Source organism: Actinoplanes octamycinicus, from assembly GCF_014205225.1.
GTDB lineage: Bacteria > Actinomycetota > Actinomycetes > Mycobacteriales > Micromonosporaceae > Actinoplanes > Actinoplanes octamycinicus.
Window position 1 is genome coordinate 1,536,932 of the sequence record NZ_JACHNB010000001.1, and the last position, 20,357, is coordinate 1,557,288.

Annotated in this window: 24 protein-coding genes; 12 read left to right on the forward strand and 12 right to left on the reverse strand. The window is 70.3% G+C overall.

Features of this window, described 5'->3' with window-relative positions; all coding sequences use genetic code 11:
• Positions 1 to 160: 160 nt before the first annotated feature.
• Together BJY16_RS06835 and BJY16_RS06840 are read right to left on the reverse strand one after the other, a co-directional pair.
• Entirely contained in the window at positions 161 to 469 is a 309-nt protein-coding gene (locus tag BJY16_RS06835) for a hypothetical protein (RefSeq protein ID WP_185038255.1), read from the reverse strand.
• A 58-nt stretch (positions 470 to 527) separates the two neighbouring features.
• Positions 528 to 779 carry a hypothetical protein gene (locus tag BJY16_RS06840; RefSeq protein WP_185038256.1) on the reverse strand — a complete coding sequence of 84 codons (252 nt, stop codon included), beginning with the start codon at positions 777 to 779 and terminating at the stop codon, positions 528 to 530.
• A 256-nt stretch (positions 780 to 1,035) separates the two neighbouring features.
• Here BJY16_RS06840 and BJY16_RS06845 point away from each other — a divergent pair, with 256 nt between their 5' ends.
• On the forward strand, positions 1,036 to 1,272 hold the full coding sequence (locus tag BJY16_RS06845) for a DUF397 domain-containing protein (protein WP_014695100.1): 237 nt from the start codon (positions 1,036 to 1,038) through the stop codon (positions 1,270 to 1,272).
• A gap of 72 nt (positions 1,273 to 1,344) precedes the next feature.
• On the opposite strand, the gene BJY16_RS06850 is transcribed toward BJY16_RS06845, so the two are convergent.
• Complete coding sequence (locus BJY16_RS06850; protein WP_185038257.1) at positions 1,345 to 2,235, reverse strand: Sco1979 family transcriptional regulator; 891 nt, start codon at positions 2,233 to 2,235, stop codon at positions 1,345 to 1,347.
• 301 nt (positions 2,236 to 2,536) lie between these two features.
• On the opposite strand from BJY16_RS06850, the gene BJY16_RS06855 reads away from it, so the two are divergent.
• Complete coding sequence (locus tag BJY16_RS06855; RefSeq protein ID WP_229830402.1) at positions 2,537 to 2,824, forward strand: hypothetical protein; 288 nt, start codon at positions 2,537 to 2,539, stop codon at positions 2,822 to 2,824.
• A complete protein-coding gene (locus BJY16_RS06860; protein WP_185038259.1) occupies positions 2,821 to 3,006 on the forward strand; it encodes a hypothetical protein in 186 nt (61 codons plus the stop codon). Before BJY16_RS06855 ends, BJY16_RS06860 begins: the two co-directional genes overlap by 4 nt.
• A gap of 842 nt (positions 3,007 to 3,848) precedes the next feature.
• Here BJY16_RS06860 and BJY16_RS06865 read toward each other — a convergent pair.
• On the reverse strand, positions 3,849 to 6,056 hold the full coding sequence (locus BJY16_RS06865; protein ID WP_185038260.1) for an LLM class flavin-dependent oxidoreductase: 2,208 nt from the start codon (positions 6,054 to 6,056) through the stop codon (positions 3,849 to 3,851).
• 144 nt (positions 6,057 to 6,200) lie between these two features.
• On the opposite strand from BJY16_RS06865, the gene BJY16_RS06870 reads away from it, so the two are divergent.
• Positions 6,201 to 6,503 carry a DUF3040 domain-containing protein gene (locus tag BJY16_RS06870; RefSeq protein ID WP_185038261.1) on the forward strand — a complete coding sequence of 101 codons (303 nt, stop codon included), beginning with the start codon at positions 6,201 to 6,203 and terminating at the stop codon, positions 6,501 to 6,503.
• A gap of 4 nt (positions 6,504 to 6,507) precedes the next feature.
• Here BJY16_RS06870 and BJY16_RS06875 read toward each other — a convergent pair whose 3' ends face one another.
• Positions 6,508 to 7,344, reverse strand: coding sequence for a phosphoribosylaminoimidazolesuccinocarboxamide synthase (locus tag BJY16_RS06875; RefSeq protein WP_185038262.1), 837 nt, complete (start codon positions 7,342 to 7,344; stop codon positions 6,508 to 6,510).
• Positions 7,345 to 7,527: 183 nt separating this feature from the next.
• On the opposite strand from BJY16_RS06875, the gene BJY16_RS06880 reads away from it, so the two are divergent.
• A complete protein-coding gene (locus tag BJY16_RS06880) occupies positions 7,528 to 8,307 on the forward strand; it encodes a hypothetical protein (RefSeq protein ID WP_185038263.1) in 780 nt (259 codons plus the stop codon).
• On the opposite strand, the gene BJY16_RS06885 is transcribed toward BJY16_RS06880, so the two are convergent.
• From BJY16_RS06885 to BJY16_RS06905, 5 genes are all read right to left on the reverse strand, one after another.
• Positions 8,298 to 9,422 carry an outer membrane protein assembly factor BamB family protein gene (locus BJY16_RS06885; RefSeq protein ID WP_185038264.1) on the reverse strand — a complete coding sequence of 375 codons (1,125 nt, stop codon included), beginning with the start codon at positions 9,420 to 9,422 and terminating at the stop codon, positions 8,298 to 8,300. The genes BJY16_RS06880 and BJY16_RS06885 overlap by 10 nt on opposite strands.
• Before the next feature lie 145 nt (positions 9,423 to 9,567).
• Positions 9,568 to 10,170: a DUF305 domain-containing protein gene (locus BJY16_RS06890; RefSeq protein WP_185038265.1), complete on the reverse strand. Its 603-nt coding sequence runs from the start codon at positions 10,168 to 10,170 to the stop codon at positions 9,568 to 9,570.
• Positions 10,167 to 10,985: a lytic polysaccharide monooxygenase gene (locus tag BJY16_RS06895; RefSeq protein WP_185038266.1), complete on the reverse strand. Its 819-nt coding sequence runs from the start codon at positions 10,983 to 10,985 to the stop codon at positions 10,167 to 10,169. Before BJY16_RS06895 ends, BJY16_RS06890 begins: the two co-directional genes overlap by 4 nt.
• Positions 10,986 to 11,089: 104 nt before the next feature.
• A complete protein-coding gene (locus BJY16_RS06900) occupies positions 11,090 to 12,406 on the reverse strand; it encodes a HAMP domain-containing protein (RefSeq protein WP_185038267.1) in 1,317 nt (438 codons plus the stop codon).
• Complete coding sequence (locus tag BJY16_RS06905) at positions 12,403 to 13,089, reverse strand: response regulator transcription factor (RefSeq protein WP_067690995.1); 687 nt, start codon at positions 13,087 to 13,089, stop codon at positions 12,403 to 12,405. The genes BJY16_RS06900 and BJY16_RS06905 overlap by 4 nt, the downstream gene beginning before the upstream one ends.
• Before the next feature lie 55 nt (positions 13,090 to 13,144).
• Between BJY16_RS06905 and BJY16_RS06910 the strand changes: the two genes are divergently transcribed.
• From BJY16_RS06910 to BJY16_RS06930, 5 genes are all read left to right on the forward strand, one after another.
• Complete coding sequence (locus BJY16_RS06910; RefSeq protein WP_239177426.1) at positions 13,145 to 13,717, forward strand: DNA mismatch repair protein MutL; 573 nt, start codon at positions 13,145 to 13,147, stop codon at positions 13,715 to 13,717.
• Positions 13,718 to 13,891: 174 nt separating this feature from the next.
• On the forward strand, positions 13,892 to 15,826 hold the full coding sequence (locus BJY16_RS06915) for a M4 family metallopeptidase (protein WP_185038269.1): 1,935 nt from the start codon (positions 13,892 to 13,894) through the stop codon (positions 15,824 to 15,826).
• A gap of 152 nt (positions 15,827 to 15,978) precedes the next feature.
• Positions 15,979 to 16,578, forward strand: a complete 600-nt coding sequence (locus BJY16_RS06920; protein WP_185038270.1) for a biotin transporter BioY — start codon at positions 15,979 to 15,981, stop codon at positions 16,576 to 16,578.
• A gap of 123 nt (positions 16,579 to 16,701) precedes the next feature.
• Positions 16,702 to 17,331 (forward strand): hypothetical protein, encoded by a 630-nt coding sequence (locus tag BJY16_RS06925; protein WP_239177424.1) that lies wholly within the window; start codon positions 16,702 to 16,704, stop codon positions 17,329 to 17,331.
• Between the two features lie 84 nt (positions 17,332 to 17,415).
• Positions 17,416 to 18,009 carry a GNAT family N-acetyltransferase gene (locus BJY16_RS06930; RefSeq protein WP_185038272.1) on the forward strand — a complete coding sequence of 198 codons (594 nt, stop codon included), beginning with the start codon at positions 17,416 to 17,418 and terminating at the stop codon, positions 18,007 to 18,009.
• Here the strand turns inward: BJY16_RS06930 and BJY16_RS06935 are convergent.
• Entirely contained in the window at positions 17,978 to 18,349 is a 372-nt protein-coding gene (locus tag BJY16_RS06935; protein WP_185038273.1) for a hypothetical protein, read from the reverse strand. The genes BJY16_RS06930 and BJY16_RS06935 overlap by 32 nt on opposite strands.
• Before the next feature lie 221 nt (positions 18,350 to 18,570).
• Here BJY16_RS06935 and BJY16_RS06940 point away from each other — a divergent pair, with 221 nt between their 5' ends.
• The gene (locus BJY16_RS06940; protein ID WP_185038274.1) at positions 18,571 to 18,900 is read left to right on the forward strand and encodes an ArsR/SmtB family transcription factor; all 330 of its coding nucleotides are present in this window, start codon (positions 18,571 to 18,573) and stop codon (positions 18,898 to 18,900) included.
• Between the two features lie 52 nt (positions 18,901 to 18,952).
• Here the strand turns inward: BJY16_RS06940 and BJY16_RS06945 are convergent, their stop codons facing one another.
• Complete coding sequence (locus tag BJY16_RS06945) at positions 18,953 to 19,537, reverse strand: monooxygenase family protein (RefSeq protein WP_203759046.1); 585 nt, start codon at positions 19,535 to 19,537, stop codon at positions 18,953 to 18,955.
• Between the two features lie 85 nt (positions 19,538 to 19,622).
• Between BJY16_RS06945 and BJY16_RS06950 the strand changes: the two genes are divergently transcribed.
• Positions 19,623 to 20,294, forward strand: coding sequence for a MerR family transcriptional regulator (locus tag BJY16_RS06950; protein WP_185038275.1), 672 nt, complete (start codon positions 19,623 to 19,625; stop codon positions 20,292 to 20,294).
• The last annotated feature ends 63 nt before the right edge of the window (positions 20,295 to 20,357 follow it).

The following is a 20,357-nucleotide window of genomic DNA, read 5'->3' on the forward strand; positions in this document are numbered from 1 at the left end:
GTCCACGACCCGGCCGTCGCCGGTCGTTCACCGGCGACGGCCGCGCACTACTCACACACCGCTCGGAGGACCCCTCCGAACGTCCTGGACGCCCGATCAACCCCGGTGGGGTGGACCGGATGGGTGGCCCAGCACGGGGAACCGGGCCACCCATCCGGCGTCAGACGGGCGTATCTCGCAACACCCGAAGTCGTGGCCGTTTGCAGGCCGGGGGGATCGGCACCCGGCCGGCGCGGATCAGGATCTCGCGCACCGCGCCCTCGCGGCCGTCCGGATCGACGACGATCCCGCGGACGCCGAGCCAGATCTCGCCCTCGTGGGGAATCGGCTTGTGCCAGTCGACCCGGACGACGCGCAGCCGGATCGTGCCGATGCCGTAGCAGTAGTCCGACTCGGCGAACTCGTGGACCGGCCAGCGTGGCCGGCTCGGCCGCAGCCGATCGTCACGGACCCGTGGCGCCGAGGCCATCCACCGCGAACGGGCGTGCGGCCGGCCCACGGACCGGTGCCCGTGACAACGAACGAGTTCACTCGCGCGCGTCGGACTCACCCTCCTCTGCCGGTGGCTCGGCGGTGCTGATGCCGCCGGGCTTACTCAGTGCGTAACGAACGCCGCCGAACCGGTGGGTAACCGCGCTGGCCCGGGTGGAGGCGGCGACCACGTCGTCGGTGATCCTCACGTCCCGGTGGACCGGCGGCGGATTACCCCGGCGCGAGCTCTCACTCGCACCGGGATCGCCCGGATCGGGGTGTTCTGGGCCGATGTTGGGTATCGACACGCTCGTCACCTCTCGCTCGGACGCCCCCGCCAGGGAGCCTCGCGTCGAGGCCGCAGACGTCGCTCCGCGACCGACCAGTCACCTAAAGATGTCACCCTGAGTGACACTTCTTCGGATGTCTTGTGCGTTATCATGCTCAGAATCCCGGTACTACGCAAGGCCAGATGCACGTGCATTTGCATCGTCAAGCGATTTGGCACAGGGGGATCACCACCCCGGGTCGAACAGCGATCCGGGCAGACCAAGGGAGCTTGGAATGACCTACGTGGTCAACGGCATGCCAGCCGGTCAGCTGCAGGGCGTGACCTGGCAGAAGAGCCGTCGCAGCAACCCGAGTGGCAACTGTGTGGAGTGTGCCGTCCTGCCCGGCGGCGACGTCGCCGTGCGCAACTCCCGCGACCCGGAGGGTGCCGCGCTCATCTACACCCGCGCCGAGATCGAGGCGTTCCTGGGTGGGGTCCGGGACGGGGACTTCGACAACCTGGTGGCCTGAAGGTCACCGCCATACACGAAAAACGGTCCGGCCGGGACATTCACACCGGCCGGACCATTGGCGTGCCTGGACCTAGATCGGGCGGCCGACCTCGTGCAGCAGCTTCCCGAGGATCTCCTGCGTGTGGTTCGGCGGGTCGGCGTCGATGCAGACGCGCTCCATCGCCATCGCGTACTGATCCACGTCCTCGCGCTTGTCGAGGTAGATCGCACTGGTGAGCTGCTCGACGTAGACCACGTCGGGCAGCTCCGGCTCGGGGAAGCGCAGGATCGAGAACGGACCACCGGCCGCGGCGTGCCCGCCCGCGGTGAACGGGATGATCTGCAACCGCACGCTCGGCAGTTTCGACGCCTCGATCAGCGCCTCGATCTGCGAGCGCATCACCTCGACGCCGCCGATCGGCCGGCGCAGCACCGCCTCGTCGATCACCGCCCACAGCTGCGGCCCACCCGAACGGGTGAGAATCTGCTGCCGCTGCCGACGCACCTCGACCCGCTTGTCGATCTCGTCGGAGCTCGCGCCGGCGTGACCCAGCATGATCACGGCACGCGCGTACTCCGGGGTCTGCAGCAGGCCCGGGACGAACTGGATCTCGTAGGTGCGGATCAGCGTGGCCGCCGCCTCCAGCCCCAGATAGGCCTGGAACCAGTTCGGCAGCACGTCGTTCAGCTGCTGCCACCAGCCGGGGCTGTTCGCCTGGCGGGCGAGGCCGATCAGCGCGTCGCGCTCCGCTTTGTCGCTCACGCCATACAAGGTCAACAGGTCCGCGACGTCGCGTTCCTTGAAACTGACCCGGCCCAGCTCCATCCGGCTGATCTTGGAACCCGAGGCGCGGATCTCATAGCCCGCCGCATCCCGGGTGATCCCTTTCGACTCCCGCAGCTTCCGGAGCTGGGAGCCGAGCAGAATGCGCAGCACGGTTGGGCCGCCGCCCGGCGCCTCCTCCTGCGTACCCGCGCTCACCTGACTCCTCGTCGCCGCGTCGTGACTACCGGAATGCAGTCGTGTGCATCCTAAGGCGGAGATCGTCTACCGCGAAACCTTGTCAAGCCTAGTCCTACCGAAGCGGATGCGCGCACAGATGCACGTGCAGACGGCCTTGCGGACGCACTTGATGACGAGCATGATAGCTGACAGACACGTACCGATTGCTAACGCAGCGTGCCGAAAACTTCGGCTGCTCGGCCGTTGCGCCCCGTTGGTGCTGCCTGTTGGCCACCTGACGCAGCCTCGAGAGCTTGGAGGCACCGTGATGTCGAACTGGATGACATCCACGCCGACCGTCACCCCGCCACAGCGAGACCCGGCCGACGTGGCGCCTGCGGAGAGCTACCGCCCGGCCGACCCGGTGTGGGTCTACCGCGACGGCTGGCGCGCCGGCGTCATCGAGGCCGCCTCCCCGCGGGCCGTCACGGTCACCTACAAGCCAGGCAGCCACCGCGGCACCGGCGTCGACACCTTCACCGCGCCCTACGTGACCTCCCGCGACGACGACGACCCGACCCTCGACAACCGCGGTCTCCGGCTGGTCCGTCGAAAGCCGCTGGCATGACCGGCGCCGTCACCGTCTCCGCCATCGTCGGCCTGCTGAGCCTCTTCTCCGGCGTCGCCCTGGGCTGGTATCTACGGCGCACCAACGACTGGTGCCCCACCTGCGGCGAGCAACTCACCTGCGGCGATTGCAAGATGAGCGTCCACTGGCCGGACCAGCAGCCCGCCGCCAGCCCCCGCTGATCCCGGCCGGTCGAGCCCACTCACTTCCGGCCGGTTCACCACTATCCGGCCCGCCGACGTCTTGGCCGCCCCACCACGGACCACTCTCCGGCCAGCACCATCACCACCGGCCCGCGGACCACTTCCGGCCGCTTCAACCTCAGGATCGCCCTCTCCGGTACGACCGGCACCCACCCCAACCGCGCTGCCCGGTCACGCCGTCGACGCGAGGCCGCCCGGACCTCACGACCGCGAGGCCGCATCCGGGCCGAATTGCCCGCCTTGCGGTGATCCGCCCAAACCCCAGGTGCGCCCGGCACGCCCACCCGGCACGCGCGCCCCGCCGTGTGGGGCACGCGCGCGCCGCACCGTGTTGGGCAGGCGCTCCAAACCCTGACCCGGCCCAACTCCGACCCGGCACCAGGCCCAGGAGCAGCCCGGCTTCAGGCTCGGAGCACCAGCCGGGCCCGCGAGGCAGCGGGGGCTTGTATCGCCCTTCATTCCTCAGCACCCGTCTTCGTCCCTGAACACCAGCCAGTGCCTCGCAAGCCCGCTAAGGGCCAGACAGCAGGCGGCCGCCGCAGCAGCCAGACCGGACCGCAAGGGGCGGCCGAGCCGCGCGGCTGGGCCGAGCCAGGCGGCCGAGCAGGGCTTTCGTCTGGGTTTGGGTTTGGCGGGTCGTGGCCACCCGCGGGCGTCGCCCTGGAGGGCCGGGCGTTTTGGACGCGCAGCGGCCAGCCCGGCCCGGAAGGGTCCCTGGCGGGAGCGACGATCAGTGATCAGCGCGGATCCGAGTCAGCACGCATTTGATCTTGAAGGTCTTGAAGGTCTTAAAGGTCCGGATCTCTGCGGCGACATATCCGTTATGGAGTGATATTGAAGTTGTCGCGGAAGACGTTGTCCGGGTCGTAGCGGCGCTTCAGCTCGCGCAACCGCTCCAGCGTCGCTGGCGGCCAGGCCTCCGCGATCCGCTCCGGCCGCTGATCGGTCTCGAACGACAGGTACAGCCCGCGGAAGTGCGGCGCCAGCTCCGCCCAGGCCGCGTCCAGCCGCTCCCGGGACGAGCCGAACGCCACCACCGAGAAGTTCGCGTCGCGGTGCGCGTAGGCGGTCGCCTCGGCCGGCACGTCGGCGACCGCGCCGCCCACCGAACGCACCTGGAAGAAGTAGGCCGCCCCGGACGCGATCAGCCGGGCCGCGGCCGCGCAGAACGCCGGGGTGAGATGGTCGATCAGGCCGGACCGGGCGGTCGGATCGCCCTGCCCGTCGTGCGGGGCGTCCGGCACGTTCATCACCTCGGCGTACGGCACCAGCTGCACCTGCTGATCGAGCAGCGGCCCGACCGTGGCGATCGGCGTGAACCGGTCGATGATGGTGTCCGGCACGTCGGAGTCGACCACGCCGTAGATCTGCGCGAGCGACTGCCCGCGCCGTGGCGCCCCCATGATCAGGTTGGTGGTGACGTCCCGGGGCGCGGCCTCCATCGCGGCGCCCCAGCGTTCCAGCAGCCCGGCGCCGTCGGTGGCGTCCAGCACGAACTGCCCGAAACCGACCGGCCCCACCTCGTCCACCTGGAACTCGAACGCGGTGACGATGCCGAAGTTCGCCCCGGCGCCGCGGACCGCCCAGAACAGGTCCGGGTTCTCCGTCGCGCCGGCCCGGACCAGCGTGCCGTCGGCCAGGATCAGCTCGGCGGCGCGCATCCGGTCGATGGTCAGCCCGTGCTCCCGGGCCAGCCAGCCGATCCCGCCGGCGGTGGCCAGCCCGCCGACGCCGACCCCGCCGTAGTCGCCGCTGCTCAGCGCCCAGCCGTGCGGGGCGAGTGCGGCGGCCACCTCCTTCCAGCGGGCGCCGGGACCGACTCTGATCAGCCGGTCGGCGGTCGACAGGATCTCGATGGTGTTCAGCCGGCCGACGTCGATCACGATCCCGCCGTCGTTGGTGGAACGCCCGCTGATCCCGTGGCCGCCGCTGCGCACCGCGAGCGGCACCTCCTGGTCGCGGGCGAAGGCCAGCGCGGTCACCGCCTGCTCGACGTCGCGCGGCTGCAGCACCAGGCCGGGGGCGCCGGCACGCATGTAGGTGGAACGGACCCGGCCGTACCCGAAATCGCCCGGCTCGATCGCGACTGCCGCAAGCGAATCCGGCAACCCGTCGTAGTCGATCCCGTCCCGGCGGCGCGCCAGCGCCGCGGCGGCGCGCACCGGACCGGTCGGCGCGCCGCTCCCCGCGCGCTCCCGGTCCACCGCCTCGCGCAGCGCCGGGATCACCTCGGCGGCGAACCGTTCCAGCTCGGCGGGCTGGTCGGTGCCGACGATGAAGGTGCTGACGCCGTGGTCCCGCACGTAGCCGAGCAGTTCCTCGACGTCCTGCTGGGGCCCGACGTTGAGCAGCCGCCGGATCTCGCGCGGGTCCCGGCCGGCCGCGGCCGCCGCCTCGTCGATGATCGTGTTGCCCCGCGCCAGCGCGCCGGGTTTCAGGTAGGACAGCGACGGCAGCCATCCGTCCGCCTTGGTCCCGGTCAGCTTCAGCATCCGCGGGCCGTAGGCGCCCAGCCAGATCGGCACCCGATGGGCCGGCGCGGGACCCCGCTTCGTGCCGTTGAGCTGGTAGTACTCACCGTTGTAGCGGACCGGCCGGCGGGACTCGGTGTCCCACAGCTCGCGGATCACGTCGATCGCCTCGCCGAGCTGATCGACCGATTCGCCGGGCGTGCGCCGGGTGACGCCCATCGCCACCATCGGGTCCCAGAAGCCGCCGGCGCCCAGCCCGAGCGCGAGCCGGCCGCCGGAGAGCAGGTCCAGGCTGGCCGCCGCGCGGGCCAGCACCGGGGCCGGCCGCATCGGGACGTTGAGCACGTTGCCGGCCAGCTCGATCCGCTCGGTGCGGGCCGCGACCCAGCTCAGCAGCGTCCAGGTGTCCAGGAAGCCGGGCTGGTACGGGTGGTCCTGGAAAGTCACCAGGTCGTAGCCGAGCTGCTCGCTGAGCACCGCCCGGACGACCACGCCGTCCGGATCGTCGTTGGCCGGCGTCAGAAACGTCCCGAACCGCAGCGGAAGCCCGTAGTCCACCTGAAGATCGTATGCCGCGCCCGGGCCGGGTGACCGCGGCTCGTCTCGGGCCGGTTGCTGTGCCGGTGTGCCGACAAACGCGGTTGACACGCCCTCGGAAGGGGTAGTTTCGAGCAGTCGATCCGCGCAACGGAGGTGACCGGCGTGCTCGAGCCGCGGGATGAGCGGGAGTTCGACAGCTTGGTGTCCCGGCTGCGGGACACCGACCCAGCCTTCACCCGGCGGTGCGACCGCCTGCAGGCCCGCCAACGCCGGCGCTGGCTGATCATGGCGGTTCTGCTGTGGACGGTCGCCCCGCTCTGCCTGTTCTTCGGCGGCTGGACCGGCGTGCTGGAGGCGGTGCTGGCAGTCGTTTACGGCGCGTGGCTGCTGCGCAAACGCAGCCGGGCGACGGAGGCCCCGGCCTGGCCGTCACCGACCGACCGCCGCCCGACCGCGGAAGCGTGAGCGCTCAGCTCCAGCGGTCGCCGGTCAGCCGCTCGTAGACCTCGACGTACCGGTTGCGGGTCGCCTCGACCACGTGCTCGGGCAGCTCCGGGCCCGGCTCGGTCCGGTCCCAGTCGGTCTCCTTGGTCGCCCAGTCGCGCAGCACCTGCTTGTCCAGGTACCGCTGCACACTCCCCGGCTGCCACTCGTCCGCCGCCCAGAACCGCGACGAGTCCGGCGTCAGCAGCTCGTCCCCGAGCTTCAGCTCCCCGTCCTTCAGCCCCAGCTCGATCTTGGTGTCCGCGATCAGGATCCCCTTGCCGGCCGCGATCTCCGACCCCCGCCGGTAGATCTCCAGCGTGATCCGCCGCAGCTCGTCCGCCTGGTCCTGCCCCTCCTGAGCCACCACCTCGGCGAAGGTCATCGGCGCGTCATGCCCGGCACCCACCGCCTCCTTGGTGGTCGGCGTGAAGATCGCCTCCGGCAGCCGCGACCCCTCGACCAGCCCGGGCGGCAGCGGAACCCCGGAGATCGCCCCGTCCCGCTGGTAGTCCTTGAGCCCGGACCCGGCCAGGTAGCCCCGGGCGATGCACTCGACCTTCACCATCTCCAGCCGCTCGCACCGGATGGCCCGCCCCTGCCACTCCTCCGGCACGTCGGTCGAGGAGATGATGTGGTTCGGCACCACGTCACTGAGCTGGTCGAACCACCACAGCGACAGCTGGGTCAGGATCTTCCCTTTGTCGGGGATCGGCGTGGGAAGAATGACGTCAAAGATCGACATCCGGTCCGAGGCCACCAGGACAAGGTCGTCCCCGTCGGCATAGACGTCCCGAACCTTGCCGGAGTGCAGCAGCTCCACGTGTTCCCCTCAGCTATGACCGGTCAGCGTGCACTTTCACGCTATCGAACCGAGCCGCGACAGACCCGGCCGGTCAAGGAACCCCCTAGCCCCGACGCAAGCGAGGCCCATGATCCGATGCCGAGGTCCGATGGGCTGGTCAGGCGACCAGACGAGAACACCGGCCGAACTCAGGGGTTGGAAGTGGGCGCTCGCGACGGTACGCCGTGGCTGCAGGACGAGTACGTCATCGTTGGCGACCTCTGGCAGCGTCGAGGTCGAACGGTGGGAATCGGAGACGCGGAAGTACGAGAGATCGCCGAACTGTTTGGGCGCAGCCCGGCCTCGATCAGTAGGCGCGTGGGCAATTTCGCCGGGACTGACAAGCCCGGCACTGGCCTGAAACCGATCACCGGCGAGCCCCTCGACCTTTGGACCAACATCCGCGGAAACCGCGCTGCTCTGGAACGTGCGGTGTCACAAGCTCGCGCGCGCTTGTCTCTCTTGACCAACGGAATGGTGCTGAACCAGGTCGACGCCACGGGCATTCGTATCGTCGCTCCCGAGCTGCCGAGCGTGGAACCGGTTGCCGTGGTCACCAAAGAGGCCGCGAGACAGGCAGAGCAAACCGAGGCTCTCCTTCGTGAGGAATTCCGGTCCTGGCGAGACCGCAAGGGTGACCGGCTTCGCGGAATCTCGATAGAGACCCCGACCTCAAGGCTCCGTGTCGACCTGTACGACCAGGTCACCAATGTGCTGATCGAGGTGAAGGCCAGGGCTGAGCGCGATTACTTGAGGTTCGCCGTCGGCCAACTCTATGACTACCGGCGCTATCTCGACTTCGAGGTCAATCTCGCGGTCCTGGTTCCCCGCCGGCCCACCGATGACCTGATGGGCTTGCTGAAGACGGCCGGGGTTGCAGCGATCTGGAAGGCAGAGACCTCTTTCGCCGACTCGGAGAACGGACGCCTACTTCATTCCTGACGGGCGGCCACCCCTTGATCGGAGTCATGACCGTCTCGCGCGGAGGTGTAGGCGGTGAGGCGGGCGTCGTTGACCTGGTAGAGGTGGGAGCCGGCGGGGACTACCGCGCCTGGGAGGGTAGTGCCGGTGGGCTTGCCGGTGGTGGCGGTGAGGACCTGCGCGCCGGTGTAGACGAGGCTGGCGGCCAGCACCGGCTGGGTGGGCGGGGTAGGCAGGCGGCGGGACCAGACGGGACGGCCGGTCAGGGCGTTCACCGCGGCAAGTGTGGGGCCGGACGCCAAGTAGAGGCGGGGGCCGTCGGTGGCCAGCAAGGACGTCGCCTTGCCGGGGGTGGACCAGAGGACGGCGCCGGTGGCAGCGTTCAGGGCGGCCAGGGCGCCGGCGCGGTTGGTGGCGTAGAAGCGGCCGAACGTGGGGCTGGCCGCTTCGACCTGCCATGCGGCCGGGCGGGTCCAGCGGGGTTTGCCGGTGACGATGTCGACGGTGGTGGTTTCGCCGGAGGGGACTCCGTAGCCGTCGGTTCTCTGGAGCGGGACCAGGCCGTCGGCGGAGACGCCGCTGGACGCGTAGTTCTCGCGAGTCCAGATCAGATGGCCGTCGCGGACCCGGTAGGCCGCGACCGTCTCGGCGTCGGACTGGGACCACCCGGACACCAGGACCACGCCCTTGTCGACGACGACCGTGTCGATCGGTGGGTCCAGGCGAAGCTTCCAGCGGGTTCTGCCGTAGAAGTCGAGGGCGGTGAGCTGGCCGTCCGGGTCGCTCTGCGAGTTGCAGCCGCCGTTGGCGAGGATCAGCAGGTCGCCGGCGACGGCCATCCGCGGGGTGCCGTTGTCCAGGGCGTCGTCCCAGGTGAAGCGCAGCCTGAGGTCGCCGGAGTCCAGGCCATAGCTGGAGACGCCCTCGGTGTCGGTGACGAAGACCTGGTCGGCGGCGACGAGCGGGGCGGAGAAGCCCGAGCAGCTCTCGTCGACCTGGCGCAGCTTCGCCGACCAGACCTGGCGCAGCTGCGCGACGTCGCTCACGGACGCGTGCGGGTTGAAATGGCTGTCCTCGGCGTCGTAACCGGGGTGATCCCACAGGGGCAGCGGCAAGCCCAGGACCAGGGAGGACAACGCCGCTACGGTACGCCGCAAGGTGCGCATATCGGGAAAATAGCGCACCTGTCGTCGTACCGAAGGAAAAAGCGGATGGCCCGCCCGCCAGGAACCGAGCCATCCGCCTGAAGCCGAAGCGGCCGGAAGCCGAAGCGACCGGAAGCTAGCCGTTGAGGAGACGGAGCATCTGCTGGACCTGGTCCGCGCGCGACTGCTTCACCCGCTCCGCGAACTGCTTGGTCTGCTCGTTCGCGCCCTTGTCCAGTTCGAGCTGGGCCATCTCCACCGCGTTGTGCTGGTGCGCCAGGAAGAGGTTCAGGAAGGCCGTCTCGAAGTCCTTCTTCTTCGCCGTCTTCAACGAGTTGATCTCGGCGTCGGTGGTGCTCGGCAGGCCGCCGTGATCGGCGTGGACGCTGACCCGCTTGTCGACCGTGGTCGGCTTGCCCCACTCGGTCAGCCAGTTCTTCATCATGGTCAGCTCGTCGGTCTCGGTCAGCGAGACCGCCTTGGCCAGGTCGGCCACGTCGGCCCGGGTGGCCCGCTGAGCGCCGATCGCGGCCATCTCCAGACCCTGCTGCTGGTGGTCGGCCAGCATCTGGAGGAACATCACGTCCCGATCGTTGAAGGTCGAGCCGGCGGTGATCTCCGCGACGTTCTTGACGGCGGGCGCCGCGGTCGACGCGGACGGCGCCGGTGACGTCGCGGTGCCGCACGCGCCGAGCAGGAACGGCGCCACCAGGAGACCCGCTACCAGCCGGCGCTTCACCGCGGGAGCCAGAGCGCGAGGGTGAACACGGACGGCTCCCAGCTGCGGATCGAGGTGTGCGCCTGCCGGCACTGGTAGGAGGCGCCGTTGTAGGTCACCACGTCACCGGTGCGGTAGCTCACGCCCGGCGCCCACGCGGTGCCGCCGGTCGAGGAGGCGGCGGAGCTGGTCGCGGTCGCGGTCGGCGCCGCGGTGGTGGCGGTCGCGGTCGGCGCGGTGGTGGTCGGCGCGGTCGTGGGCGCGGTCGTCGGCGCCTTGGTCGGGGCCGCGGTGGTCGGCGCCGTGGTGGGCGTCGCGGAGCCGCTGCCACCAACGTTCACGTCGACGCAGTTGTAGAAGGCGTTCGCCGTGTCCCCGATGTTCCAGACCGCGAGGACCGTGTGGTTGCCCGGGAACTTGCTGAGGTCGACCTTGTGGCTGACGCTGGCCGCGGGGATCGCGTTGCCGTCATTGAACGTGGCGACCTCGGTACCGTCGACGTAGTAGACCCAGGTCGCGGTCCGGTGCCGGGCGGTCAGCACCCAGTTGAAGGTGACCGAGGTACCGACGGCAGTGCGCTTCCAGCTCTTGGAGTTGTCGTTCAAGACCGGGTAGGCGGCGTTTCCACCGTTGCATTGCTTGGAGCCCTTCGGTGCCTCGACGCTCTGCGGCTCGAACTGGATCGCGCCGCAGTCGGCGACGGTGCCGGCGGCGCACTGCGCCTGCCGGCTCGGCGGCGATGAGACGTAGCCGTGTGCCAGGGCCGGTGAGGCGATCACCAAGGTCGATCCGACCATCCCGAGGGTGGCCAGCGGGTAGGCGATCTTCCTGCGCATGTCAGTCTCCAGACATCTCGTCCTGGCTTCCTTACGGACCGGAACGTTATGAGGAGCTGCCATAACGCAGCCTTAAGGCGACCGAAAACCCGCCTGAAACCCGATCATGAGACCGCGCGGCGCCGCCGGCGCGGCTCCTCCGCGGGGACATCCGCGGGCGAGGTGAGCAGGAAACCCACGCGAGCCCCACCCAGCGGGCTCCGCCCGACGACCAATTGCCCCTGTACGGTATCCGCCGCCCGCCGCACGATGTCCAGCCCGAGCCCGGTCGACCCGGCGCCGCTGAACCCACGTTGCACGGCAGCCGCCGGATCGGCGATGCCCGGCCCCGCGTCGTCCACCAGCAGCCCGGTCGACGAGACGCTGACCCGGAACGCGACGCCCTCCGGGGTGTGCGAGAAGACGTTGCCCAGCATCGCGTCGACCACCAGGATCACCTCGCTCTGCGGCATCGCCACCATCACCGGCTCGTGCCCGCCGACCACCTCCCAGGGCCGCTCCTGGTCCTCGGCCAGCACCGACCAGAAGGCGAGCCGGTCGGCCAGCACCTCGACCAGGTCGCACTGCTCGGTGCCGCGCACCTCGACGCCCAGCCGGGCGCCGTTGATGATCGCGTCGAGCTCCTCGTCGAGCAGGTCGCAGGCGTCCCGCATCCGGTCGGCGATCGGACCCGGCGGGATGGTCTCGGCGTCCAGGCGGAGCGCGGTCAGCGGCGTACGCAAGCGGTGGGAGAGGTCAGCGGCCAGTTCCCGCTCGCGGTCCAGCAGGCGCCGCAGATCCCCGGCCATCGTGTTGAACGCCTGCGCGGCGTCGCGCAGCTCGCGCGGCCCGGTCGGCTCGATCCGCTCGTTGAGCTCGCCGCCGCCGAGCCGGCGGGTGGCCGCCGCCAGGTTCCGGGTGGCCCGCACCAGCTGGGCGCCGAGCCGGTCGGCGAGCAGCGTCGAGCCGCCGACCAGCACCACGGCCAGCCCGCCGAGGGCCAGCCAGGCGGACCAGACGCCACGCCGCATCTCCTCGTCGGTGACGAAGACCTCGACCACCACGGTCCGGCCGTCGGTCAGCACGGTCGGCTGCAGGTAGGCGAGGCCGCCGTCGGCGTCCGCGGTCGCCGACCGGCGCTGTTTCGCGGCCCGTTCCACGGTCTCCGGCGCCAGGTGCGAGGTGCCGATCGGGTCCAGGCCCGGCAGGTGGACGGCGAGCAGCCCGGCGCTGCCGGCCGAGGTGCTGGCCACCGCGTTGGTCAGCGCGGTCGGGTCGGCGTTCACGCCGAGCACGGTGACCATCGAGGTGGCCTGCTGGCGCGCCTCGGAGACGGCCTTGTCGTGGGCGATCTGCCAGATCGCCACGGCGAGCGGGACCAGGAAGGCCAGCGCCACCATCGAGGTGATCGCCAGGGCCAGCCGGTTGAGCGCCCACCTCACTGCGGGTCGACCATCATCACGCCGACACCGCGGACGGTGTGCAGGAAGCGCGGCTTCGCGGCGGTCTCCCCGAGCTTGCGGCGCAGCCAGGAGATGTGCACGTCGATGGTCTGCTCCTCGCCGATCCGGGCCTGGTTCCACACCTGGTTCATCAGCTCCCGCCGGCTGATCACCTGGCCGACCCGCTCGGCCAGGTAGGCCAGCACGTCGAACTCGCGGCGGGTCAGCTGCAGCGGCTCCCCACGCAGCTCGGCCCGGCGCTGCCGCGGCTTGATCACCAGCTCACCCACGGTGATCGCGTTCGGCGCCTGCTCGGTGGTGGTCCGCGCCCGGCGCAGCACCGCGGAGATCCGGGCCAGGATGTGCCCGCCGGAGAACGGCTTGGTCACGTAGTCGTCGGCGCCGGCGCTGAGCAGTGCGATGATGTCCGCCTCCGAGCGCCGGGCGGTCGCCACGATCACCGGCACGTCGGAGACGGTACGCATCATCCGCAGCGCGTCGGTGCCGTCGATGTCGGGCAGCCCGAGGTCGAGGATGACCAGGTCGGGCCGCTCCTGAGTGACGATCTTCAGAGCTTGGGCAGCCTGGCCCACCGGGCGCACCACGTGCCCGGCATCGGTCAGCGCACGGGTGAGTGCGGCCGCGATGTTGCGGTCGTCCTCGACCAACAGGATCAACGCCATGGCGTACACCATAGGACCAGGTGAGAGGATGGGCCTCGTGCGATCTTCCAGGTGGGTGCCAATAGCCGGATGGTTCGCGGCGACCGCGACCAGCATCGTGCTCTCCTGGGTGGCCCTGCTTCCGGTGCTCAACGCGGCCCGGGCGGACGTCGGCACGCTGCCGGATGTCGACCAGGTGCCGGCCGCGGACGTCGCCTCGGTGCCGCCGGTGACCACGACCGTGCCCGCCCGGCCCGCGCCGCCCGCCAAGTCCCCCGCTCCGGACCAGACGCCGAAGGTCACCAAGAAGCCGACCAGAAAGCCGACGTCCGCACCGCCGCCGGCCACGACGACGACGCCGCCCCCGACCGTGGAGAACGGCTGGACCGTCACCACCGATCAGAACGGGACGAAGAACTACGTCCGCTCGTTCACCGTCGAGGGCGGCCAGGCGGTGATCAAGATGACCGGCGAGGGCGTGGTCTCCCTGGTCACCGCCACCCCGGCGGACGGTTACGCGGTGGAGAAGACGCAGAGCGCGCCGGCCGACATGGCGGTCTACTTCAACGAGACCGGGCACAGCTTCATCATCCGCGCGATCTGGTGGAACGATGCGCCGTTCACCGAGGTCAGCGAGATCGGCTCATAGAAGTTTCTTAATAGAGCACGCTCCCAGAAACCGTCCAGGGGACCGCAAGGGTTTTCCCTGATTCGGTGACGACCGTCGATGCATAACGTCACACCTCAAGTCATCCAGGTGTGACCCATCGTCCACGGACGGTCGAACCCGCCCGCCACCCCCCGGGCGGGAAAGGAGCAGTGCGTGAAATCCCGTACCCCTGTCGTCGCCGCCACGGTCGCCGCAACCGCGGTCGCCGCGGTCGCCGTGGCCGTCGCCCAACCGGCGACCGCTCAAACTCCGCCGCCCTCGCCTCAGGCCGCCGCCCAGGCCGCGTCCAACCTGCTCGCAGCGCCGCCCGCGGCACTGCACGCCTCCGCGGGTGAGGCGTTCGTCCAGCACGATGTGATCTCCACCGACAAGCTGCAGTACGTCCCGTTCGACCGCACCTACCAGGGCATTCCGGTGATCGGCGGGGACGGCGTGGTCGTCACCGACGCGACCGGCCAGATCACCTTCACCTCGGTGGCGCAGGACGCGCCGCTCGGCACGGTCGACACCACCCCCACCCTGAGCGCCGCCGACTCCCTCAAGGTCGCCAAGAGCGAGCTGAAGTCGGTGACCACCGTCGAGGGCACCAAGCTGGTCATCCTGGCCACCACCGGGACCCCGGCGCTGGCCTGGGAGTCGACCATCCGGGGCACCAGCGCGGAGGGCCCGAGCCGGCTCACCGTCGACGTGGACGCCGACTCCGGCAAGGTGCTGCGCACCTACGAGCACGTCACCGACGTGGCCGGCACCGGCACCGGCTGGATCAACGGCTCGGTCAGCCTGGACACCACCCAGTCGGGCAGCAACTACCTGCTGCGTGACCCGAGCATCGCCACGCTGCAGTGCCAGGACGCGGCGAACAACACGACGTTCAGCGGCACCGACAACGTGTGGGGCAACGGCACCGGGACCAACAAGGAGACCGGCTGCGTCGACGCCTTCTACTCGGCGCAGAAGGAGAAGGGGATGCTGTCCAGCTGGCTGGGCCGCACCGGCTTCACCAGCAGCGGCGGCGCCTGGCCGATCCGGGTCGGGCTGAACGACCAGAACGCGTACTACGACGGCACCCAGGTCCAGATCGGCAAGAACACCGCCGGTCAGTGGATCGCCTCGGCCGACGTGGTGGGCCACGAGATCGGCCACGGCATCGACGACAACACCCCGGGTGGCATCTCGCGCAGCGGCACCCAGGAGTTCGTCGGCGACGTGTTCGGCGCGGCCACCGAGGCGTACGCGAACAACCCGAACGACCCGGCCGACTACCAGGTCGGCGAGGAGGTCAACCTGGTCGGCAGCGGCCCGATCCGGTACATGTACAACCCGTCGCTGGCCGGTGACGACAACTGCTACTCCAGCAGCACCCCGAGCCAGGAGGTGCACGCCGCGGCCGGCCCCGGCAACCACTGGTTCTACCTGCTCGCCGAGGGCACCAACCCGACCAACGGGCAGCCGTCCAGCACCCGGTGCTCCGGCTCCGGCGCGATCACCGGTGTCGGCATCCAGACCGCCACCAAGATCATGTACAACGCGATGCTGATGAAGACCTCCAGCTCGTCCTACCTGAAGTACCGCACCTGGACGCTGACCGCGGCCAAGGCCCTGGACAGCACCTGCGGGCTCTTCAACACCACCAAGGCCGCCTGGGACGCGGTGAGCGTGCCGGCCCAGTCCGCCGACCCGACCTGCACCGGCGGCACCACCTCGCCGACCCCGTCGCAGAGCACCTCGAACCCGCCGGCCGGATGCACCGGCACCAACGGCACCGACGTCTCGATCCCGGACGCCGGCTCGGCGGTCTACAGCGACATCGCGATCAGCGGCTGCGCCCGCAACGCGTCGTCGACCGCGACGGTCGCCGTCAACATCGTCCACACCTACCGGGGTGACCTGCGGGTCGACCTGGTCGCGCCGGACGGCACGGTCTACAACCTGAAGGCCACGTCGAGCTCGGACAGCGCGGACAACGTCAGCACCACGTACACCAAGAACCTGTCCAGCGAGGCGGCGAACGGCACCTGGCGACTGAAGGTGCAGGACGTCTACTCGGCGGACACCGGCTACATCAACAGCTGGACGCTCACCCTCTGATGTCTCCGGAGTGAGCACGGGGGCGCTGCCGGCGGCAGCGCCCCCGCCCGGCGTACCGAAGGAAGGTCCGATGTGGTGCGAGACACAGTGACGCCGGACTGTGATCTTCGGCGCTTACGGTCTCCGACAACGCTGGACGGGAGGTCGCGACGGTGACTGACGTATTCGGGGTGGTGGTGCCCGGACGCCCGACCGGTGTGCTCGCTGACGTGTGGGGCCGATCCGTGGTCCGTGACGTGGCCCTGACCGCGGGCGCCGCGGCGGCCGTCGGCCTGGCCGCCCAGATCGCCATCCCGGTGCCCGGCTCGCCGGTCCCGATCACCGGGCAGACCTTCGCGGTGCTGCTGGCCGGCGCGGTGCTCGGCCCCGGTCGCGGCGCGGCCGGCATGCTCCTCTACGCGGTGGCCGGCATCCTCGGCGTCCCCTGGTTCGCCGGCGGCGGTGCCGGGTGGCCCGCCGCGACCGGCGGTTACCTGCTCGGCTTCGTCGTCGCCGCGGCGCTGGTCGGCCAGCTCGCCACGCTCGGCGCGGACCGCCGCCCGGGCCACACGATCGGCCTGATGGCGATCGGCAACCTGCTGATCTACCTGATCGGGGTGCCCTGGCTGGCGCTCGGCAGCACCCTGGACGTGCCCCAGGCGATCGCCCAGGGCCTGTATCCGTACCTGATCGGTGATCTCCTGAAAATCGCCCTGGCGACCGCTCTGCTGCCCGGCGCCTGGCTCCTGCTGAACCGCAAACGCGCTGGTTGAGCCACTTTCTCTGGATACCTCGGCGAAGCTGGAAGGTGAGCGAGACCGAGGAAGTCAGGGAGGCCAGACATGCGATTGAATCTGCTCCGACCACTGTACGAACGGCCCGGACCATGGGCTTCGGTGTATCTCGACACGTCACAGGACACCGCGGGCGCCGCGCGTGCGGTCGAGGCGCGCTGGTTCGCCGCCCGGGACGCGCTGGCCGACGCCGGTTGTGATCCGCTGACCGTGCACGCGCTCGACGACGCCGTCCACGATCACCATCCGCCGGTGCCGGGACGGCACGGGCTCGCCCTGTTCGCCACGGCCGGCGAGGTGATCATGCGGCAGGCGCTGCCCGAGCCGCCCGCGGCGATCGTCGCGTACGACCCGCTGCCGCACGCGATGCCGATGATCGTGCAGCTGGCCCGGGACGCCGAGGACGACGCGGCGCCCGATCAGTTCGAGGACGGCCTCGCCGAGGTGGTCGGCCATCTGTCCCGGGGCGAGGTGGAGACGCTGCTGCTGATCGACGACCCGTCCTCGACCGAGCGGCTGTGGATCGGCCCGGACCCGCTGCAGCTCAGCGACGACCCGGAGGTGCTGAACCGGGCCGGGATCCGGCATCCGCCGCTGGTGCGCGCGGACGCCGCGATCCTCCGGGCGCTGACCGCCGCCGAGGGCTCGATCCGGCTGGTCGATCCGGCCGGGCACCACCACCTGCGCGGCGGGGTGGCCGCGCTGCTGCGGTACGCGGACGTGCGCCGCTGAGCGCAACCCACAGGCTGTGCGCACAGCCTGTGGATAACTCGAACGGGTGTGCTAACCGGCGACACGGGATGGCAGGATGATCACGTGTCGCCGACCGAGTTGCGCCCGACGTACCCGATCCGGACCGGACGCCTGCTGCTGCGCCCGCTGACCGAGGCCGACGCCGGGGCGCTGCTGGCCTATCGCAACCGTCCCGAGGTCTGCCGCTACGTGCCGTTCGAGCCGATGACGCCCGAGGTGATCGCCGAGCGGCTGCGGACCTACTGGGCGGCCACCGCGCTCACCGACGAGGGGCAGTCACTGACCCTCGGCGTCGAGGTGGCCGGGACCGGGCAGCTGGCCGGGGACGTGGTCCTGTTCTGGCACAGCCGCCAGCACCGCGGCGGCGAGATCGGTTACGTGCTGCACCCGGACTTCGCCGGCCGGGGGTACGCCACCGAGGCCGCCGAGGCGATGCTCCGGCTCGGCTTCGAGGAACTGGGCCTGCACCGGATCATCGGCCGGATCGACGAGCGCAACGAGCCGTCCGCCCGGGTGCTGCGCCGGCTCGGCATGCGACAGGAGGCCCGGCTCGTGCACAACGAGCTGTTCAAGGGCGAGTGGAGCACCGAGCTCGACTTCGCCATGCTCTCCGACGAGTGGTTCGCTAGATGTCCAGGTTCGCCTCGATCCGCTTGAGCTGGTGCCGGGCCAGCGCCAGGTTGGCCCGCTCCTTGTAGAGCGCCAGGTAGAGGAACAATCCCTGCCCGGCGCGCCCGGTCAGCGGGCGGATCAGGTGGTACTGCGAGTCGAGGGTGATCAGCACGTCCTCGATGCTCTCGCGCAGGCCGAGCATCTCCATGGTGCGCAGCTTGGCCCGCACCACCTCGGTGTTCGCGGCGGCCGCGACGGTCAGGTCGAAGTTCCGGTCACCCCCGGCGACGCCGAGCGCCATCCCGCTGCTGCGGTCGACCAGAGCGACGCCGATGGCGCCGTCGATCTGCATCGCGTCCTTCAGGGCCACATCCATGTCCGGCATTTCGGGTTCCTCCGATGTCTCGCTCCGGTCGACATCGACTGTCACCGACCCGGGCCGGAACCCGTCGCACATGATGTCCGGCTTGGACAGTCGACCAGTCCGCATGCTGATGACGGCATCGAAGGAGTTGCGGATTTTCGCAACTGAAGAAACGGCGCAGCCGCGTAACCGGACCGCTCCACGCCTCGTTGGCCGGTGCGAATGACTGGAGGGGATCCGCCGTGTCAGTGCCGCTGTATCAGGCGAAGGCCGAGATGTTCCGGACCCTCGGCCACCCGGTCCGCATCCGCGTCCTGGAGCTGCTGCAGGACGGCCCCCGGCCGGTCCGCGACCTGCTGTCCGAAATAGACGTCGAGGCGTCGAATCTCTCGCAGCAGCTCGCGGTGCTCCGCCGAGCCGGCATCGTGACCTCGTTCCGGGACGGCGCCCTGGTGATGTACGCCCTGAGCACCCGGGACGTGGCCGACCTGCTCGCGGCCGGCCGCCGGATCCTCGGCGCGGTCCTCACGGACCGCGACGGCCTGCTGGTCCAGCTCCGCGCCCAGGACTGAGGTCAGAACCAGTTTTCGGTACGGCCGTCCGTACTGAAGAAGCGGTGGTGGATCAGGGCTGCAACTGGGAGTGGAAGATCGGCTCCGTGGTCGGCTGGTAGCCGCCGTGCTCACCTTTCGGCACGACCGGCTGCAGGCCGCGCACCGCACCCACCCCGGTGGCCGGCATGTCGCCGTAAAGGCACTGGTAGGCACCCTTCTGCACGGAGAACATCTCGTGCCAGATGCCGACCGCCCCGTTCCCGGCGAAGTACCGCTTCCAGAACCGGTCCTGCGCCGGGCGGTGCAGCCGGCCGCTGTCGTGCGCGAAGGCGCGGATGTCGCCGGCCCGCCGCCAGTACTGGATCAGGGTGACCTGGCGCAGGCCCGGACCGCCGAGCAACTGGTAGCCGAGCAGGCCGCTCTCCGGGTCGGCGGCCAGCTCGCGGAGCATCCCGGGCATCGCGAACATCACCGGCAGCCAGCTGCGCAGCGACCGCCACCGGTTGATCCGCATGCCGACCAGGAAGAGCGCGATCGGCTCCTCGTTCTCCGCCATGAACCGGCCGCGGCGCACCTGGTCCTCGACCGGGCCGGTGCGCTGCCAGCGCGGGTGCATGAGCAGTTGCGATCCGTGGAACAGCGCCGACCCGGCCATCGCGGGCTCCCTCCGCCTGTAGGATAGTTCCACTATCCTAGTGACGACGGTCTCTGTCCAGACCGTTCCGGGAGAATGGCTCAGCGTGCGCCTGTCCGAGCTCAGCACCGCGAGCGGTGTGCCCATCGCGACCATCAAGTTCTACCTGCGTGAGGGCCTGCTGGAGCCGGGGACGCCGGTCACCGCGCGGCAGTCGTCCTACGACGACGGGCACCTGCGGCGGCTCCGGCTGGTCCGGGCCATGCAGCAGATCGGCGGGATGAGCATCGACCAGGTGCGCAACGTGCTCTTCGCCGCCGGGGAGAGCACCCTGAGCCGGCACGAACGGCTCGGCGTCGCGCAGTACATGCTGCCGCCGCTCGTCGAAGCGCCCACCGACGACCCGCTCTGGGACGAGGTGCACGGCGAAGTGCTCGCGCTGATGACCGGACTCGGCTGGCTGATCAACGACTTCAGCCCCTCACTGAACGCGCTGACCAGGTCGATCGTGGCGCTGCGCCGGCTCGGCTACCGGGACGGGATCGAGCACGTGCGGCGGTACGCGGCGGCCGTGCACCCGCTGGCCGAGGGCGAATACCGGTTCATCGACGGGCACCGGGATCTGGACGAGGCGATCGAGGCGACGGTGGCCTACACGGTCCTCTACGAGCCGATCCTGCTCGCGATCCGGCGGTTGGCGCACGAGGACGTCTCGGCGCGGCTGCACCACCGGCGGCCGATCAGCCCGCTCGACGGCGTCGACCTGCCTCCCGCCTAGCCGCGGCACGCGAGGCGGTCCCACCCCAGGGCCGCGACGCGGTGTCCGATCCCGGCTGGGCCT